Annotated in this window: 20 protein-coding genes and 1 tRNA gene; 13 read left to right on the top strand and 8 right to left on the bottom strand. The window is 25.5% G+C overall.

Annotated features, from left to right (window positions below):
• The first annotated feature begins 127 nt into the window (after positions 1-127).
• The gene (locus NBW53_RS08415; RefSeq protein WP_250277829.1) at positions 128-1,711 is read left to right on the top strand and encodes a recombinase family protein; all 1,584 of its coding nucleotides are present in this window, start codon (positions 128-130) and stop codon (positions 1,709-1,711) included.
• A gap of 40 nt (positions 1,712-1,751) precedes the next feature.
• Here NBW53_RS08415 and NBW53_RS08410 read toward each other — a convergent pair whose 3' ends face one another.
• The 4 genes from NBW53_RS08410 to NBW53_RS08395 are packed head-to-tail and all read right to left on the bottom strand — an operon-like array spanning position 1,752 to position 4,848.
• Positions 1,752-2,114: a DUF956 family protein gene (locus NBW53_RS08410; RefSeq protein ID WP_250277828.1), complete on the bottom strand. Its 363-nt coding sequence runs from the start codon at positions 2,112-2,114 to the stop codon at positions 1,752-1,754.
• Between the two features lie 18 nt (positions 2,115-2,132).
• Positions 2,133-3,044: a PTS system mannose/fructose/sorbose family transporter subunit IID gene (locus NBW53_RS08405; protein ID WP_250277827.1), complete on the bottom strand. Its 912-nt coding sequence runs from the start codon at positions 3,042-3,044 to the stop codon at positions 2,133-2,135.
• A 20-nt stretch (positions 3,045-3,064) separates the two neighbouring features.
• Positions 3,065-3,865 (bottom strand): PTS mannose/fructose/sorbose transporter subunit IIC, encoded by an 801-nt coding sequence (locus NBW53_RS08400; protein ID WP_250277826.1) that lies wholly within the window; start codon positions 3,863-3,865, stop codon positions 3,065-3,067.
• A gap of 17 nt (positions 3,866-3,882) precedes the next feature.
• Positions 3,883-4,848 carry a mannose/fructose/sorbose PTS transporter subunit IIA gene (locus NBW53_RS08395; protein WP_250277825.1) on the bottom strand — a complete coding sequence of 322 codons (966 nt, stop codon included), beginning with the start codon at positions 4,846-4,848 and terminating at the stop codon, positions 3,883-3,885.
• A gap of 219 nt (positions 4,849-5,067) precedes the next feature.
• Here NBW53_RS08395 and NBW53_RS08390 point away from each other — a divergent pair, with 219 nt between their 5' ends.
• The 4 genes from NBW53_RS08390 (at position 5,068) to NBW53_RS08375 (ending at position 7,754) form a co-directional block, all read left to right on the top strand.
• A complete protein-coding gene (locus NBW53_RS08390) occupies positions 5,068-6,666 on the top strand; it encodes a recombinase family protein (protein WP_250277824.1) in 1,599 nt (532 codons plus the stop codon).
• Positions 6,667-6,685: 19 nt separating this feature from the next.
• Positions 6,686-7,003 carry a M23 family metallopeptidase gene (locus NBW53_RS08385; protein WP_250277823.1) on the top strand — a complete coding sequence of 106 codons (318 nt, stop codon included), beginning with the start codon at positions 6,686-6,688 and terminating at the stop codon, positions 7,001-7,003.
• Between the two features lie 63 nt (positions 7,004-7,066).
• Positions 7,067-7,145, top strand: a tRNA-Leu gene (locus NBW53_RS08380).
• A 222-nt stretch (positions 7,146-7,367) separates the two neighbouring features.
• Entirely contained in the window at positions 7,368-7,754 is a 387-nt protein-coding gene (locus NBW53_RS08375; protein WP_250277822.1) for a hypothetical protein, read from the top strand.
• 68 nt (positions 7,755-7,822) lie between these two features.
• Here NBW53_RS08375 and NBW53_RS08370 read toward each other — a convergent pair whose 3' ends face one another.
• A complete protein-coding gene (locus NBW53_RS08370; RefSeq protein WP_250277821.1) occupies positions 7,823-8,971 on the bottom strand; it encodes a D-alanyl-D-alanine carboxypeptidase family protein in 1,149 nt (382 codons plus the stop codon).
• Positions 8,972-9,041: 70 nt separating this feature from the next.
• Positions 9,042-9,869, bottom strand: a complete 828-nt coding sequence (locus tag NBW53_RS08365; RefSeq protein ID WP_250277820.1) for an undecaprenyl-diphosphate phosphatase — start codon at positions 9,867-9,869, stop codon at positions 9,042-9,044.
• Between the two features lie 208 nt (positions 9,870-10,077).
• Between NBW53_RS08365 and yihA the strand changes: the two genes are divergently transcribed.
• Together yihA and NBW53_RS08355 are read left to right on the top strand one after the other, a co-directional pair.
• A complete protein-coding gene (yihA, locus tag NBW53_RS08360) occupies positions 10,078-10,662 on the top strand; it encodes a ribosome biogenesis GTP-binding protein YihA/YsxC (RefSeq protein WP_250277819.1) in 585 nt (194 codons plus the stop codon).
• A gap of 10 nt (positions 10,663-10,672) precedes the next feature.
• Entirely contained in the window at positions 10,673-11,263 is a 591-nt protein-coding gene (locus NBW53_RS08355) for a DUF6715 family protein (RefSeq protein ID WP_250277818.1), read from the top strand.
• 42 nt (positions 11,264-11,305) lie between these two features.
• On the opposite strand, the gene NBW53_RS08350 is transcribed toward NBW53_RS08355, so the two are convergent.
• Both NBW53_RS08350 and lexA read right to left on the bottom strand, forming a co-directional pair.
• Positions 11,306-11,950, bottom strand: a complete 645-nt coding sequence (locus NBW53_RS08350) for a 3'-5' exonuclease (protein ID WP_250277817.1) — start codon at positions 11,948-11,950, stop codon at positions 11,306-11,308.
• Positions 11,951-11,953: 3 nt separating this feature from the next.
• On the bottom strand, positions 11,954-12,565 hold the full coding sequence (gene lexA, locus NBW53_RS08345) for a transcriptional repressor LexA (protein ID WP_250277816.1): 612 nt from the start codon (positions 12,563-12,565) through the stop codon (positions 11,954-11,956).
• Positions 12,566-12,729: 164 nt separating this feature from the next.
• Here lexA and spoIIAA point away from each other — a divergent pair, with 164 nt between their 5' ends.
• From spoIIAA to NBW53_RS08315, 6 genes are all read left to right on the top strand, one after another.
• Complete coding sequence (gene spoIIAA, locus NBW53_RS08340; protein ID WP_250277815.1) at positions 12,730-13,065, top strand: anti-sigma F factor antagonist; 336 nt, start codon at positions 12,730-12,732, stop codon at positions 13,063-13,065.
• Positions 13,066-13,079: 14 nt separating this feature from the next.
• Positions 13,080-13,511: an anti-sigma F factor gene (gene spoIIAB / locus NBW53_RS08335; protein WP_250277814.1), complete on the top strand. Its 432-nt coding sequence runs from the start codon at positions 13,080-13,082 to the stop codon at positions 13,509-13,511.
• A gap of 17 nt (positions 13,512-13,528) precedes the next feature.
• On the top strand, positions 13,529-14,248 hold the full coding sequence (gene sigF / locus NBW53_RS08330; RefSeq protein ID WP_250277813.1) for an RNA polymerase sporulation sigma factor SigF: 720 nt from the start codon (positions 13,529-13,531) through the stop codon (positions 14,246-14,248).
• 229 nt (positions 14,249-14,477) lie between these two features.
• Positions 14,478-14,969 carry a DUF6106 family protein gene (locus NBW53_RS08325; protein ID WP_250277812.1) on the top strand — a complete coding sequence of 164 codons (492 nt, stop codon included), beginning with the start codon at positions 14,478-14,480 and terminating at the stop codon, positions 14,967-14,969.
• A 41-nt stretch (positions 14,970-15,010) separates the two neighbouring features.
• Positions 15,011-16,129 carry an ABC transporter ATP-binding protein gene (locus NBW53_RS08320; RefSeq protein ID WP_250277811.1) on the top strand — a complete coding sequence of 373 codons (1,119 nt, stop codon included), beginning with the start codon at positions 15,011-15,013 and terminating at the stop codon, positions 16,127-16,129.
• 240 nt (positions 16,130-16,369) lie between these two features.
• Positions 16,370-17,158: a phosphate ABC transporter substrate-binding protein gene (locus tag NBW53_RS08315; protein ID WP_250279028.1), complete on the top strand. Its 789-nt coding sequence runs from the start codon at positions 16,370-16,372 to the stop codon at positions 17,156-17,158.
• Positions 17,159-17,189 lie beyond the last annotated feature (31 nt).

The following is a 17,189-nucleotide window of genomic DNA, read 5'->3' as shown; positions in this document are numbered from 1 at the left end:
AGCTAAAAGTATATTTTTAAATACTATTAGCTTTTTTATTTTTATAGTAATTATTTTTATATAAATATAATAAAAATAAAGTGAGGGATTGTGTACAATTAATAAAGATATTTTGGGAGTGTTTAGTATGAATAAATTTAAAACAAGCCTTTATTTAAGGATATCTAAGGAAGATGATAAAAATAATGAAAGTGAAAGTATTATAAATCAAAAAAATATGCTTATAGATTTTGTAAATAGTAAAGAAGATTTAGAGCTGGTATCTATAAAAATTGATGACGGATATAGCGGGGGTAATTTTGACCGACCAGCTTTTAAAGAATTAATGGAAGATGTAAAAAGTAGAAAAATCAATTGTATAGTAGTTAAAGATTTTTCTAGATTTGGTCGAGATTTTATTGAAGTTGGAAAATATTTAGAAGAAATATTTCCTTTTATGAATGTACGTTTTATATCTATAAATGATAATTATGATAGTTTTAAAAATGAAGATAGTATGGATAGCTTGATAATACCATTTAAAAATTTAATTAATGATTCATACTTAAGAGATATTTCATTAAAAGTAAGAAGTAGCCTTGATATTAAAAGAAAAAATGGAGAATTTATAGGGTCTTTTGCTACATATGGATATTTAAAAGACCCTAATGATAAACACAAACTTATAGTTGATGAAGTTGCTGCTAAAGTTGTTAGGGATATTTTTAAGTATAAAATAAATGGATTAAGCGCCGATAAAATAGCTAAAAAATTAAATCAAAATGGTGTGCTTTCTCCTATGGAACATAAAAAGAAAATAGGCTTAAATTTTAACACAGGATTTAAAAAAAATGTAAAATCTTTATGGACTGCAAAAGCTATTTTTCGTATATTAGAAAATCCAGTATATATAGGCACACTTGAACAAAAAAAATATACAACTCCAAATTATAAAATAAAAAAAGTTGTATCTGTACCAAAAGAAGAGAGGATAGTAATAGAGAATAACCACCAGCCTATTATAGAAAAAGAAATTTTTGAAAATGTACAAAAATTAATGCTATTAGATACAAGGATAGCACCTAATCAAGAAGAGTTATATTTATTAAGTGGTATAGTAAATTGTGCAGAGTGTGGTTCAAATTTAATAAGAAAAAATAATGGAACAAAAGCTAAACCATATATTTATTATGTTTGTAATAATGCAAAAAACAAAATGGGGTGTATTGGAGCTAATATTAAACCAAACATATTAGAAGATACAATTTTTAAAGTTATAAAAAATCATATAGATAGTATTATTAATTTTGAAAACATAATAAATGTGATAGACAATTTATCATATACAGTAATAGAAATGAAAAAAATAGAGGAACAAATTATTATAAAAGAACGAGAATTAATCAAATATAAAAATATTAAATTAAAACTATATGAAGATTTAAAAGAGGATATTTTAACTAAGCAAGAATACGAAGATTTTAACATTTCATATACAAATAGAATAGAAGAAACAAAAAAGTTAATAGATAAATTTAAAAATGAAATTGAAATAATAAAAAATGGGCAAGATAATAATCAACTTTTTATACAATATTTTAAACAATATAAAAATATAGAAAAGTTAAACAGAGGAATAGTTGTAAATTTTATAGAAAAAATAGAAGTACATAATGATAAAACAATAGATATTTATTTTAAATATAAAGATGAATTTAAAATATTAAAATAAATTATAAAAGAGCGAAGAATTTAACTTCGCTCTTAAATTTTTATTTACGTTTAAAAATATTTTTAATTCTATCCATAATAGTTAGTGAGTGGAACATTTTATTTAATGGTATATAAACATTTATAGCACGTAAAACTTCTTTAGGTTGTTTAGCCGAAAAATAATAAGTTTTATTATTATTAAGAGTTATAGCAAAACGTTGTATCCATTTATTTTTTAACATAACAGATGCAGTAATATAGTTTATATTAGACCATTTTATTTGGATACATTTTTTAGGGTTAGCATTATTATAAAATTCAAAACCAGCATCACCTATCATAATTTTGCCATAGTTAGGTAAAATGCTATAAAAAATTGCATCTTTTACTAAATCAACTTTAGAATTTAAAGATTGTACCATAAATGAACCTCCGTTATGCTATAATAAACCAATTAAATGACCAACTATACCTACTATAAATAAAGCTACAATGATTAAGATAGGAGAAACTTTTTTCTTTAAAAGTTTGCAACAGAATAAAGTTAATAATAACGCGGCTAATCCTGGTATTAAGCTATCTAAATTTTCTTGAAGTGTTGTAACTTTTGTGTTAGTAAGAGAAAGACCAGCGTTCATTTGCTCAAGAGCGACTTTTATACCTTCAGAACCAGCAGGCAGGCTACTCCAGTCTATAAATGCACCACTTGATAATTGAACCTCAGATATAACAGGTGCAAAGTTTATAGATACCCAACGTTGAACCAATGCACCTAAAACAAACATACCTAAAATAGAGGCACATTTTGTAACTTTTTGTAATAAACCACCAGATAAGTCATCGGCTATACGAGAACCAGCACGATATCCAAATTCTTGAGTATAAACCATAAACCACCATCTAAGAATATTCCATACTACAAAGAATAATATAGGGCCCAAAATATTACCAGATAAGGCAATAGATGCACCTAAAGCACCAAGCATAGGTCTAACAGTAAACCAGAATACAGGGTCACCTATACCAGCTAAAGGACCCATCATACCAACTTTAACACCTTGTATAGCGGTATCATCTACAGGGCTACCGTTTGCACGCTCTTCCTCCAAAGCAAGAGTAACACCTAATATAGGAGAAGCAACATATGGATGAGTATTAAAAAATTCCATATGACGTTTTAAAGCTTCTGTTCGACCTTCTTTTGTAGGATATAATTTTTTAATAGCAGGAATCATAGAATAAGCCCAACCACCGTTTTGCATACGTTCAAAATTCCAAGAACCTTGAAGGAAAGTGGAACGCCAAGCAACTTTCATTCTATCCTTTTTACTTAGAGTAATTTTTTCAGACATATAGTTTTCTCCTTTCAAAATTAATAATCATTTAATATATCATCTAATGGGTCGCCAGTTTTTGGACTACCACTACCTTTTGAAGAACCATTGTCTAATAGATATAAGTATATTAAAGCTATAGCCATTGCTATTACACCAAGTCCCATTAATGTTAATTGTGGGATAGCGGCTAAAACAAAACCAATAGCAAAGAAAGGCCAAACTTCACGTGTTGCCATCATATTTATAACCATAGCATAACCCACGGCAACAACCATACCACCACCTATACTCATACCGTCTGTAAGCCAAGTTGGCATACTTTCTAATAAGTTTTTAACAACGTTTGCCGGAACAAATAATAAACATACTGCAGGTATTACAATACGTAAACCTTGTATTAATATACCTAAATAATGGTACATTTCAACACCTTTAATGTTACCTTTTGCAGCCTGTCTATCCATAGCGTGTACTATAGGTACAGATATTGTACGAGCTAAAATAGTTAAGAATAAACCAGCTATAGCTAAAGGTATTGCTAAAGCTATTGCAGTATCTACACCCTTAACACCTTGCCCACTTAAAACTAATATAATAGCAGATGCAACTGAAGCTAATGCAGCATCTGGAGCAACAGCAGCTCCTATGTTTGCCCAACCAAGAGCAAGCATTTGTAGAGTACCACCTAAAATAACACATTCTGTAACATGACCTGTTGCTAACCCGATTAATGTACAAGCAACAAGCGGTTGATGAAATTGAAATTCATCTAAAATACCTTCAACACCGGCCAAAAATGCTATAATAACAACTAAAATTATTTGATATAACTCCATATTAGTCACCACCTTATTTATTTTTTAGAAAGCTCTAATTTTGCTTTTTTCAAATAATCGTCCATATTAGCACGAGAATCGTTAGGAACTTTACGTACATCAAATTTTACACCTAGTTCTTTTAATTTTTCATATGTTTCTATGTCTTTTTCATCTAAAGATATAGCTTTGCTAACAACAACTTTACCAACAGTATGAGCCATAGAACCTATGTTTATTTCATCTAATTTAACTCCGCCTTCAACAACTCTAAGAACGTCTTGAGGATTTTCAAATAGTAGTAGAGCTTTAGTTTTACCAAAACGAGGGTCTTCTGCTATTTGTAGTAACTTAGATATAGGAATAACATTTGCCTTAACGCCTGGAGGTGCTGCTTGTTCTATTAATTTTTTACGTAAATTATCTTTTGATACTTCATCAGAAACAACAATAATTCTGTTAGGTGAAGTTGCTTTTGTCCAAGCAGTTGCCACCTGTCCGTGTAACAAACGGGTATCTACACGAGCTAAAACATATTCTATACGCCCACTTGTAGGTAAATCAACCATTTGTTGTGTTGTAGGGGTTGTAGATTTTTTAGGCATTAATGTTTCTGGACATATTTTAACTCCATCTTTACCAGACTCTAACACTTGAGTTGCTATTTCTTGTGCACTATCCATATAAGTTGCACAACTGCAAACCTCAATTAACATAGGTAAATTTAAACCAGTTAAAATAGCCCTTTTATCTTCATATCCAGCTAAAAGGCTACTAGCTTGATTAAAAGGTGTGCCACCCCATAAATCAACTAAAAATAAAATATTTTCTTTATCTGAAAAAGAATTTATAGCTGTTTCGAGCTTTTGTTTAAGGTCGTCTGGACCTTCGCTTGGCATTAATGTACAAGCTTTAATATTTTCTTGCTCTCCAAATACCATAGAAGCAGATTGAAGTATGCCCTTTGCAAATTCCCCATGTGTTGCAATAATAACTCCTACCATACCACTATTCCTCCCTTCTAAAATAATTAATATTATATAATTATATATATTTATATATACAGGGTCAATTGTCATTTTTTATAAAAAAATTATGATAAAAATGTTAAAATTGCACTAAAAATTGATTAAAAATACATAAAATATTAATAAATTATCTTTTTTAGAATAATTATGATAATTACTAAATATATTAATAAATAAGCTATAAGGAGGGGTTATGTGGCTAGAAAAAGTAGAAAAAATATACAAAAAAAATTGGACAATCAAATATATAAAGTAGGTATATATACTAGATTATCAGTTTTTAATAATACTAAAAATATAGATACAATAGAAAATCAAAAAAATATAATTTTAGACTATATAAGAAATAAAGAAGAGTTTGTATTAGCAGATATTTATGAAGATAATAATAAAACAGGAACTAATTTTAAAAGAGATGAATTTGAAAGACTTTTAGAAGATATAAAACAAAATAAGATAAATTGTGTTATAGTAAAAGATTTATCACGCTTTGGAAGAAACTATGTAGAATGTGGAAATTATATTGAAAAAATATTTCCTTTTATAAATGTTAGATTTATAGCTATAAATGACAATTATGATAGTAATAATGAAAATACAAAAGAAGCATTAATAATGCATCTTAAAAATATAGCAAACGAAGTTTATGCGAAAGATATATCAAAAAAAATTACTACTGTATTTAGAGAAAAACAAGAAAAAGGAGAGTTTATAGGCAGTTTTGCATCATATGGTTATTTAAAAAATCAAAATGATATAAATAAGCTTGTTATAAATGAAGAAACAGCCCCTATTGTAAAAGAAATATTTGATTTAAGGCTAAAAGGATATGGATATACAAAAATTGCAAATATTTTAAATAAAAAAAACATTTTATCACCTTATGCTTATTTATATAGTAAAGGTTTAATTAAAAATGATAAATTTAAAGATAGTAAATGGATTGATAAAAGTATAAAAAATATACTAACAAATCAAGTTTATATAGGAAATTTAGTACAACGGAAGTATAAAACTGTATCTATAAAAAATACAATATTATCTAATGAAAATGAGCATATTATAGTGGGAAATACTCATCAACCAATAATACCTAAAGATATGTTTATTAAAGTACAAAATATAAATAGTAGAGCAAATGAAATTTATAATAATAACAAGAAAATGCTAGATAAAAAAGAAAATATATTTAAAGGATATATAAAATGTGGTGAATGTAATAAAAATTTGATAAGAAGACAAAAAAGCAAAAAAACTAAATATGATATAAGTCTGTATGATTTTTTTGAATGTAAATATCATAGCATAAATAATTGCAAGTTTAAAACAATAAAATCAATTTATATTGAAGAAATAGTTTTTAATGAAATAAAAAATCAAGTAGAATTATTTATAAACTTAAAGGATATATCAAATTTAAATAAAAATAATTTATATTTAGAAGAAAGTATGTTAATTAAAAAAATTAAAGATATTGAAAATGAAATAATAAAATTAAAAAACTTTTCTAAAATAATATATGAAGATTACATAAATAATATTTTATTAGAAGATGATTATATTTTTAATAAAAATATGTATTTAGAAAAAGAAGAAAATTTGATAAAAACTAAAAATATATTAGAAAATAAGCTAAATTTGATAAAAAATGATTTTAATAAAAAAGGTAGTTATTTAAGTTTTAAAGATAAACAAGTATTAACAAGTGATATAATAAAAATTTTAATAAAAAAAATTGTTGTATTTGAAAATAAAACTGTACAAATATATTTTAATTATAAAAAATGTATTTAAAATATTTTAAAGTTTTAAATTGTCATTATGGTGGAATGAAAAAGGAGGATACAGAGTAGGGATAAAGGCCAAAAGTGGTAACTATTATTATTATGCTCATTTAGATAGTTATGAAGAAGGGATTGAAAAGGGGCAAAAAATATTAGCAGGTAATGTCATAGGGTATATGGGAAATACAGGGTATAGTAAAATTGAAGGAACAAAAGGTAATTTTGAGGTTCACCTACATTTAGGAATAGAAGCAGAAACTACACTTACTAAAGATGAATTTTGGATAAATCCATATCCATTTTTAAGTTTAATAGAAAATAATCAAAAAAATGAAAGCAAAAGTTAAAATATTTAAAAACTATTGACACAATATAAAATATATGTTATATTATATTGGCAGTCAATATTAGCGGATATGGCGGAATGGCAGACGCGCTAGACTTAGAATCTAGTTCCTAGGAGTGTGGGTTCAAGTCCCACTATCCGCATATAATAGAAGCTAGTACCTTTTAGGTACTAGCTTTTTAATATGTAAATATGCTATATACATAAAAAAGATTTTTATAATTTAGTAGAAAATAACTTATATTTGTAAAATATATAATTTTTTAATTTAAAATATAATAAAAAATGTTAATTTCTACTATTGAAATAGAAAAATAAAAGAGTATAATATTAAATAAGAAATAAAGTTTAAAGGAGGCTATAATATGTTACAACGATATATTTGTTTGATTATAATATGTTTTTTAAAGCACGTTAAAAGTAAAGTTGTAAAAAATTTAGTTTATTTATCTTTTATATTAAATATTATTGCAAAACTTAGTACTACATATGAAAATAGCATAATGATAACATCATATATTTTATATTTTATATCGATAATTATACTTTTAAAAGAAAAAATTCTTTCAGATAGTAACGAAGCATATAAACCTTTAAAATTTATTTTTATAGGATTTGGTATTTTTAACTTGATTTTTAGTGTTTTATGTTTAAACTCTAGTGATATTTATGACATTTATTTACCTTTGATAGGAGCTTTTATGTCTATCTCAGTATCTTGCTTTGATATAAAAGAAAAAGCTTTAAAATAGTAAAAATATATTACAAACCCACCAGTTTATTTGGTGGGTTTATTAAAATTAATGATTAATAATAATATTTAATTTAAAATATTAATCCAATTTTTAAATATTTCATTTATATATGAATAAAATGTTTTTTTATCAATATCTTTTTTTGGTAATATATTAGTTTGTGCTACAAGGCTATTATTAATATATATATAAGCAACACCTACTTTTTCATCTTTTTTTACAGGTGCATTTAAAGTTTTTATATAATCTAATTTAATAGATATATTATTTTTTTCATCTTTAGATAAAGGTAAAACAATATCATCTTCATAGTATAAAGGCATAGTATTTTCTTCACCTTTTATAATAGATATAGTGTCTGTACAGTCATCTTTAGATAGTATTTTTTCATAAGAAAAATTTTCAAATCCATAGTTTAATAGAGTTTTTGTATCTACCCATTTTTGTTTTTTTCCTTTTTCTCCCCAGCCACTAGCTAATACAACAGATATAAGAGTCATACCATTTTGTGTAGCAGAGCCAACAAAACAATGTCCAGCTTTATTTGTAAAGCCTGTTTTTACACCATTAGCTCCTTCAAATTCGGATAAAAGTCTGTTTTTATTTATTACATCATAAGAAGACATATTAGTTTTAAAACTAACTTGTTTTGTATTTATAATATCTACAAACTGTTTATTATTAAGAGCATATCTTGCTATTAAAGACATATCATATGCAGTGGAATGATGGTCTAAAGCATCTAACCCATTAGGTGTTCTAAATACTGTATCTTTTGCACCTATATCTTTTGCCTTTTTTGTCATATTATTACAAAATGTATCTACATCTTTATCTATATGTTCTGCTATTGCTACAGCAGCATCATTAGAAGATTGTAACATTAATGCATATAGCAAGTCTTTTAGTTTTATTTCTTCATTTTCTTTTAAGTTCATCTTTACTGGAGGAGCTTTTGTAGCATTTTTACTAACTTTAACAGTATCTTCTAAATTTCCATTTTCTATTGCAAGTATAGCAGTCATTATTTTTGTTGTACTAGCCATAGCCATTGGTTCTGTTTCATTTTTTGCAAAAAGAACTCTACCAGTTTCATAGTCCATTAATATAGCACTTTTTGCGTCAACTTTAACGATTTTTTCTTTATTATCTGCCAAAACTATATTGTTAGATAAAATAAAAAAAACTAAGAAAAATATTATAAATTTTTTCATTTTAGTAACTCCTTTATAAATTTATAAAATTATTTTTCCCAGTTTTTTATATTATATTAAATTTATTTAGTTATTTATTTAAGAAAAAGAAACCTAAAACTATTATACCAAGTATAATTCTATAATATCCAAATACTTTAAAATTGTTAGTTTTTATATAGTTTACTAAAAATTTTATAGCAAATATAGAAACAACAAAAGAAACAATTGTTCCAGATAATAAAACTTGTATTTCTAGAGGGCTCCATTCAAAGCCAAATTTTAAGACTTTTAAAAGGCTAGCACCAAGCATAACAGGAATAGCTAAAAAGAACGTAAATTCTGTAGCTACAACTCTAGATGTACCAATAAGCATAGCGCCTACTATGGTAGCTCCAGACCTAGATGTACCAGGTATTAGGGCTAAAACTTGAAAAAGTCCAATAAAAAAAGCAGTTTTGTAAGATAAAGCATTTAATGTATTTACTTTAAAAGATTTATCTTTATGAACATTTTCTATATATATAAATAGTATACCATAAACAATTAACATAGTAGCAACGGTTGGATAGTTATAAAATAAAGCGTCTATTTTGTCATCAAATAAAATACCTATTATTCCAGCAGGTATACAAGCAAATATAACCTTAAACCAAAGGATAAATGTTTGATGCTTTTGTCTTTTTGTTTTACTAGGTGAAAATGGGTTTAGCTTATGAAAATATATAAATATAACAGCTAATATAGCACCAAGTTGGATAACAACAAAAAACATTTCTTTAAATTTATCACTTAAATTAAGGGATAAAACTTGTTCTACTAAAATCATATGACCAGTACTACTAATAGGCAACCATTCAGTTATACCTTCAACAATACCTAAAAATATAGCTTTAAAAATTTCTATTAGATTTTGCATAATCTACCTCCTTTATAAAAAGATATTTTTATTAACGTAAAAACTTTCCTAAATTATACAATAAATTTATATATATTTCAAATAGTTTGTTATCATTTTTATAAAATTTAAATAGCTATTGACAAATAACGATTAAAGATAAATAATATATATATAAATTAAAATATAGGCTTAACATATCTAGAGATATGACAATAAGGAGAGTTTTATGAATGTAAATAATGTAGAATTGACGGCAGTTTGTGGAAGAAAAGACCAATACCCTAATACAGATTTACCAGAAATAGCCTTTGTAGGAAAATCTAACGTAGGAAAATCTTCTCTTATAAATTGTATGGTAAATAGAAAATCTTTAGCAAGAACAAGCCAAAACCCTGGAAAAACAAGAACTATAAATTTTTATAACATAGAAAATATAGTACATTTTGTAGATTTACCAGGATATGGTTATGCTAGAGCTTCTAAGTCTGAAATTGAAAAATGGGGCAAAATGATAGAAGAATATCTTTTAGAAAGAGAGCAATTAAAATCTATAATATTATTAATAGATATAAGACACGAACCTAGTAATAATGATAAAATAATGTATGATTGGCTAAAACATTATGGGTATAAAATAATAATAGTTACTACAAAAAGTGATAAATTAAAAAGAAGCCAAATAAATAAACATTTAGCAGTAATAAGAAAAAGTCTTGAGCTTGATAAAGAAGATATATTACTTCCTTTTTCTAGCCAAACTAAAGATGGAAGAGAAAATTTGTGGGATATTATAAAAGATATTATAAAATAGAGGTGATACTATGACAAAAAAAGGGAATAATGTAATAGGTATACTTTTTATAATTTTAGTTATTTTTATTTTAATAGGTTTTTTTGTTTTTTCTAGCATTAATAGTAATGATACAGCAGGATATTTTGATAAAGAAGATAAATCTGTTGCAAAACCAATATATGAAAAAGTTATGAGCATAAGTGAAGAAAATTATCCTAAAACACCAGAAGAAGTAGTTAGTTTATATACAGAAGGATATAAGCTTTTATATGGAGATAAAATAAAAGATATGTCAATAGTTTCTAATATATTAGAAAAACAAAGAATTTTGTTATCAGATGAAATAATATCTAAAAACTCTTTAGAAGAACAAACAAATAATGTTTTAGCTAGCATAGAAAATTTAAAAGAAAATAAAGTAAAAATAACAAGTATAGAAGTTAAGCCAACTATGTATGACCCAAGAAATAATAATATAGCATATGTAAAAGTTGATAAAAAAGATAATCTATTTCAAACTTATTATTATCTTTACTATTTAAAGATAGAAGGGGATAAATGGAAAATAACTGGTTGGTATAATACAGATGAAAATTACAATATTATAAATAATAAATAAAAAAATAGCCACTTTAAAACATAATTTAAGGTGGCTATTTTTTTATTTATTAAATTTATTATATAAAATTTTGTATAATTCATACGTAGCTAAAACATCTGACATAGCTCTATGAGCATTTGGATTTGATATGTTAAAATGATTACATAAAAAAGCTAGATTGTATTTTTTTAGCTCTGGAAATAAAGTTTTTGTAACAGAAACAGTATCTAATGCAGAGTTTTTAATATCAAACCCTAAATTATTTGTATTATGAATTAAAAATTTCATATCAAATTTTGCATTATGTATAACTAGTGGTAAATCTTCTAAAAAATCAAAAAAATCTTTAAAAATATCCTCAATAAAAGGCTTATTTTTAACCATATCATTTGTAATATTAATTTTACTGGATATAAAAGGTGGGATAGTAGTTTTGGGATTTATAAGTGTATCAAATTTATCTTTTATATTATTATCTATTATTTTTAAAGCACCTATTTCTACAATTTTATCATTAATATGTGATAAACCTGTTGTTTCAAAGTCTAGTACAATATAATTTTTAAAATTTGGGTTAGATATAGTTGTAAATATAATATTTTTTTCTGTGTTATTTTTTATAGTTTTTGATTTATTATATACAAAATAATCTGTATTTTTTAAATCAGATTTTTTTATTAAGCTATTTAAAAAATCTTTATTCATAGATTAAAAACTCCTAAAAAGACCTATTACTTTTCCTAAAATAGTAACATTTTTACATATTATAGGTTTGTATAAATCATTTTCTGGTTTTAAAATTACAGTATTATTTTCTATAAAAAATCTTTTACAAGTTGTTTCATCATCTATTAAAGCTATAACTATATCTCTATTATTAGCAGTAGACTGTTTGTTTACTAAAACTAAATCTCCATCATGTATACCAGCATTTATCATACTATCTCCAAAAACTCGTAGCATAAAAGCATCATTATTTTTTAAATAGGTAACAGGGATAGGAAAATAGCTTTCAATACTTTCTGTTGCAAAGGTAGGTAACCCAGCAGATACATCGCCTAATATAGGTATATTTACTAATTCTTCATAGTAGTTATTATAAAAATTTTTTTCTAAAATTTCAATATTTCTATTTTTTGATTGTTTTCTTTTTATATAGCCTTTTTTTTCTAAGCTTTCCAGATGAAGATGAACAGAAGAAGTAGAAGAAAGGCCAGTTGCTTTACAAATTTCTCTAATAGATGGAACGACACCATTTAGTTTAACTTGAGTTTTTATATAATCTAAAATAAGTTGTTGTTTTTCTGTTAATGGTTCCATTTTTCACCTCCATAAAATGTATAATATATAAATATTTTATCAGTATTTATCAAAAAGTAAAGTATTTTATAAAAAAAAGTAAAATTAATGAGTTTGATTTAAGTTGATAAGAGTATATGTATTAAGTTATTATATATATATACATAAACTAAGGAGGAATAAAAGTGAAAATAGAGTGTAGTAAAATTAATAGAACATTATTAGTTAAATTATATGGAGAAATAGACCATCATTATACAGAAGATATAAGAGATAAAATAGATAGAGAATTTAATAAACAAGGTTGTCAAAATATGATTTTAGATTTTGAAGATATAAATTTTATGGATAGCTCTGGTATAGGAATGATTATAGGAAGATATAAAATAGTACAAGAAAAAAATGGTAAAATATGTGCATTTGGTTTAAAAGATAATGCCAAAAGAATATTTGATATGTCTGGGCTTAACAAATTAATAAATTGTTTTGTAACAAAAGAAGAGGCTATAAATAGCATATAGGAGGAGAATAAAAAATGCAATATAGTAATAAAGTTAGTTTAATATTAGATGCTAATTCTAAAAATGAGGCTTTTGCAAGAATAAGCGTTTCTGCTTTTGCTACACAATTAGACCCAACTTTAGAACAGTTAGATGACATAAAAATGGCAGTATCTGAAGCCGTTACTAATGCTATAATACACGGCTATGAAGGGATAGAAAATGGCAAAATACATATAGAATGTAAAATATTAAATGACACATTATATATAGACATAGAGGATAAAGGAAAAGGAATTGAAAATATAGAAAAAGCTATGGAACCACTTTATACATCAAAGCCAAATATGGAGCGCTCTGGAATGGGTTTTACTGTTATGGAAACATTTATGGATAGTATAGAGGTAATATCTAAGCTAGGTGAAGGTACAAAAGTTTGTTTGGCAAAAAAAATAAATAAAAATTAGTGCAAGGAGGTTACCTAATGAATGGTGATATATTAGAGCTAATAAAACTTGCACAAAACGGAGACGATAAAGCGGTAGAAATAATAATAGAACAAAATTCTGGGCTTATATGGAGTGTTGTAAAAAGATTTTTAAACAGAGGATATGATGCAGAAGATTTATTTCAGATAGGGTCTATTGGGCTTTTAAAATGTATTAAAAAATTTGATACTAATTATGAAGTAAAATTTTCTACATATGCTGTACCTATGATTATGGGTGAGATAAAAAGATTTTTAAGAGATGATGGGTTAATAAAAGTGTCTAGACCTTTAAAAGAAATAGCTACAAAAGCTAAATATATGAGAGATACTCTTACAAAAGACAATAATGAAGAACCTACAATAAATGAGCTTGCAATAGCTATAGATGTATCGGTAGAAGATTTAGTTTTAGCCTTAGATGCAGATAGAGAGGTAGAGTCATTATATAGTACAGTTTATCAAAATGATGGAAAAAGTGTATATTTGATAGATAAGCTAGAGCTAAAAAATGATAACCAAGAAAAAATAGTAGATAGCATTGTTCTAAAAGATATAATAGAAAAATTAGACCCAAGAGAAAAAACAGTAATAAATCTTAGATATTTTGAAGATAAAACACAAAGCCAAGTTGCTAAATTAATAGGTGTATCACAGGTGCAAGTTTCTAGAATAGAGAAAAAAGTATTAGCTAAAATAAGAGAAAAATTTGGATAAAATATGCCTAAATAAAATATATAAAGTAAGGTTAGTTTTATAGATTAAAAAAGTTATAACTTAGCAACTAGCACATATATTTTAATATATAATGTACAAAGTAAACAAAATTAAAAAAAGATATTAAACATATGTTGACTTTTTGATATTCAAAGGTTATATTAAATATAAATTGATATTAATTTTTTAGTTTATTTTTACTAATATAAAAGATAGCTGAGGTGATTTTTTGACTAAATTTTATGAGCAATTTATAACAAAAGATTATGGAACATTGCCTAATGCTATAAATATTGTAAGCAAAGCTATATTAATAATAGCAGTAGCTATTTTTGCAATATTTGGATTTGTAGGAATATTTTTGGCTATACCTGTTTTTTTATTATTTATACTAATAGAAATTTATATGGTTAAAAAATTTTTAGAATATGAATATGAATATTATGATAGAGATATAACTATATCAAAAATAATGGCAAAAAGAAAAAGAAAAGTTATCACTACAATAAATGTTACAAATATATTAAAAGTTACTAGTGTAGATAGTTTAGGCAAAGATGAAAAATTTATAAGATGCACAATAAAAGGGTTAAATCTTAAAGAAGTTATAATTTTTATTAATGATAAAAACAATAAAAAGGTTGGTTATCTTGTTGGTTTAGATGATAAAATGTTATCTATATTAAAAAAGGATAATCCTACATTGTTTAATTATATTTAAAATAAAACATTTAACTAACTTATATATTTGGGAGGTAAAATATGGCAGGATTAAGACTTAAAAACATAGTAAAAAAATATGATAATGGATTTGAAGCAGTTAAAAATTTTAATTTAGACATTGAAGATAGAGAGTTTATAGTTTTTGTAGGGCCTTCTGGTTGTGGTAAATCTACTACACTAAGAATGATAGCAGGGCTTGAAGAAATATCTAGCGGTGAGCTTTACATAGGGGATAGAATGGTAAATGATGTTGCACCTAAAGATAGAAACATAGCTATGGTTTTTCAAAACTATGCATTATATCCACATATGACAGTTTATGATAATATGGCCTTTGCCTTAAAGATTAGAAAAACACCTAAAGAAGAAATAGATAGAAAAGTTAGAGCAGCGGCAGAAATATTAGATATAGAGCATCTTTTAGACAGAAAACCAAAAGCACTATCAGGAGGTCAAAGACAAAGGGTTGCTATGGGTAGAGCTATTGTTCGTAGCCCAGAAGTATTTTTAATGGACGAACCTTTATCAAACCTTGATGCTAAGCTTAGAGGGCAAATGCGTATAGAAATTGCTAAGCTTTATCACGAGCTTAACACAACATTTATTTATGTTACACACGACCAAACAGAAGCGATGACATTAGGAACTAGAATAGTTGTTATGAAAGATGGAATTATTCAACAAGTAGACTCTCCAAAAGAAATATATGAAAATCCACAAAATATTTTTGTTGCAGGGTTTATAGGTATGCCACAAATGAACTTTTTAGATGCTTCTATCATAGAAAAAGATGGAAAAGTATTAGTTAGTGTTTTAGGTAAAGAAATTGAATTATCTAAAGAAAAACAATCTATTTTAAAAGATGATGGATATATTGGAAAAGATGTTATTTTAGGTATTAGACCAGAAAATATTAAATGTATTATAAATAATATTACTCCAGATGGAAATACAGTATTTAAATCTAAAATAGAAGTTTATGAAAATTTAGGAGCTGAAACATACCTTCATATAGAAGAAAATAAAAAACAAATAATTATAAAAACAGCTACTGTTGACAATGCACCTACATCTGGTGAAATTGAATATATGTTTGATTTAAATAAGGTTTATCTTTTTGATAAAGATACAGAAAAAACAATTTTTAATAAAAAATAAAATAAAAAGGCTAAAGGAGTTAATATTCTTTAGCCTATATTTATTTTATTGTTAAAATAATTTTTAAAAAATATGATAAAATTTAAAAATTTTACAAAAATTTTACAATATCTATACTATATATTGATAGTAAGTTAATATTAATTAAGATATAATTAAGAAAAAATTAAATAATTTTTGGAGAGATAAATTATGAAAAAAATATTTAAAATTTTATTAATACCAACGTTAATTTTAACTATGTTAGTTGGGTGTACAGGAGAAGAAAGTAGTAATATTAATGACAGTTTAAGCGGAACAGTTACTATTAATGGCTCCACATCTATGGAGAAACTTACTAATTATTTAGCAGAAGTTTTTATGCAAAAACACCCAAATGTTTTTGTAACGGCACAATTTACAGGGTCTAGTGCAGGTATAGAAGCCGTTGCTAATAAAACAGTAGATATTGGTAATTCTTCTAGAGCTTTAAAGCAATCTGAGCTTGATAAAGGTGTTGTAGAAAATGTAGTAGCCATAGATGGTATTGCAATTATAACACATTCTAAAAATAGCGTAGATAACTTAACTTTAGACCAACTTAGAGGTATATACGAAGGTACAATAAAAAATTGGAGTGAAGTTGGTGGCGAAGATGCTGGAATAGTTGTTATTGGTAGAGAGGCAGGGTCTGGAGCTAGAGGAGCTTTTGAAGAAATTATAGACCTAGAAGATAAATGTAAATATTCACAAGAGATAGATTCTAACGGTGCCGTTGTAGGTAAAGTAGATTCTACACCAGGGTCTATAGGTTATGTTTCTTTAGATGTTATACATAATTTTACAGTTAAGCCTTTACAAATAGATGGGTTTGAACCAAGTGTAGAAAATATAAAATCTGGAGATTATGTGCTTTCTCGTCCATTTGTTATGGCAACTAAAGGAGAAATATCAGAGCAAAGACCAGAAGTACAAGAAATATTTAACTTTTTAAGCAGTGAAGAAGGAAAATATTTAATAGAAAAAGTAGGACTAATTAGTTTAAATTAACTTTTACTAAGAAAATTATAATAATTTTAAT

The sequence above is a fragment of the [Clostridium] colinum genome (assembly GCF_940677205.1).
Lineage (GTDB): Bacteria > Bacillota > Clostridia > Lachnospirales > CAG-274 > Tyzzerella > Tyzzerella colina.
The sequence above is the reverse complement of the archived record's forward strand: the minus strand, read 5'-3'. Positions and strand labels throughout refer to the sequence as shown.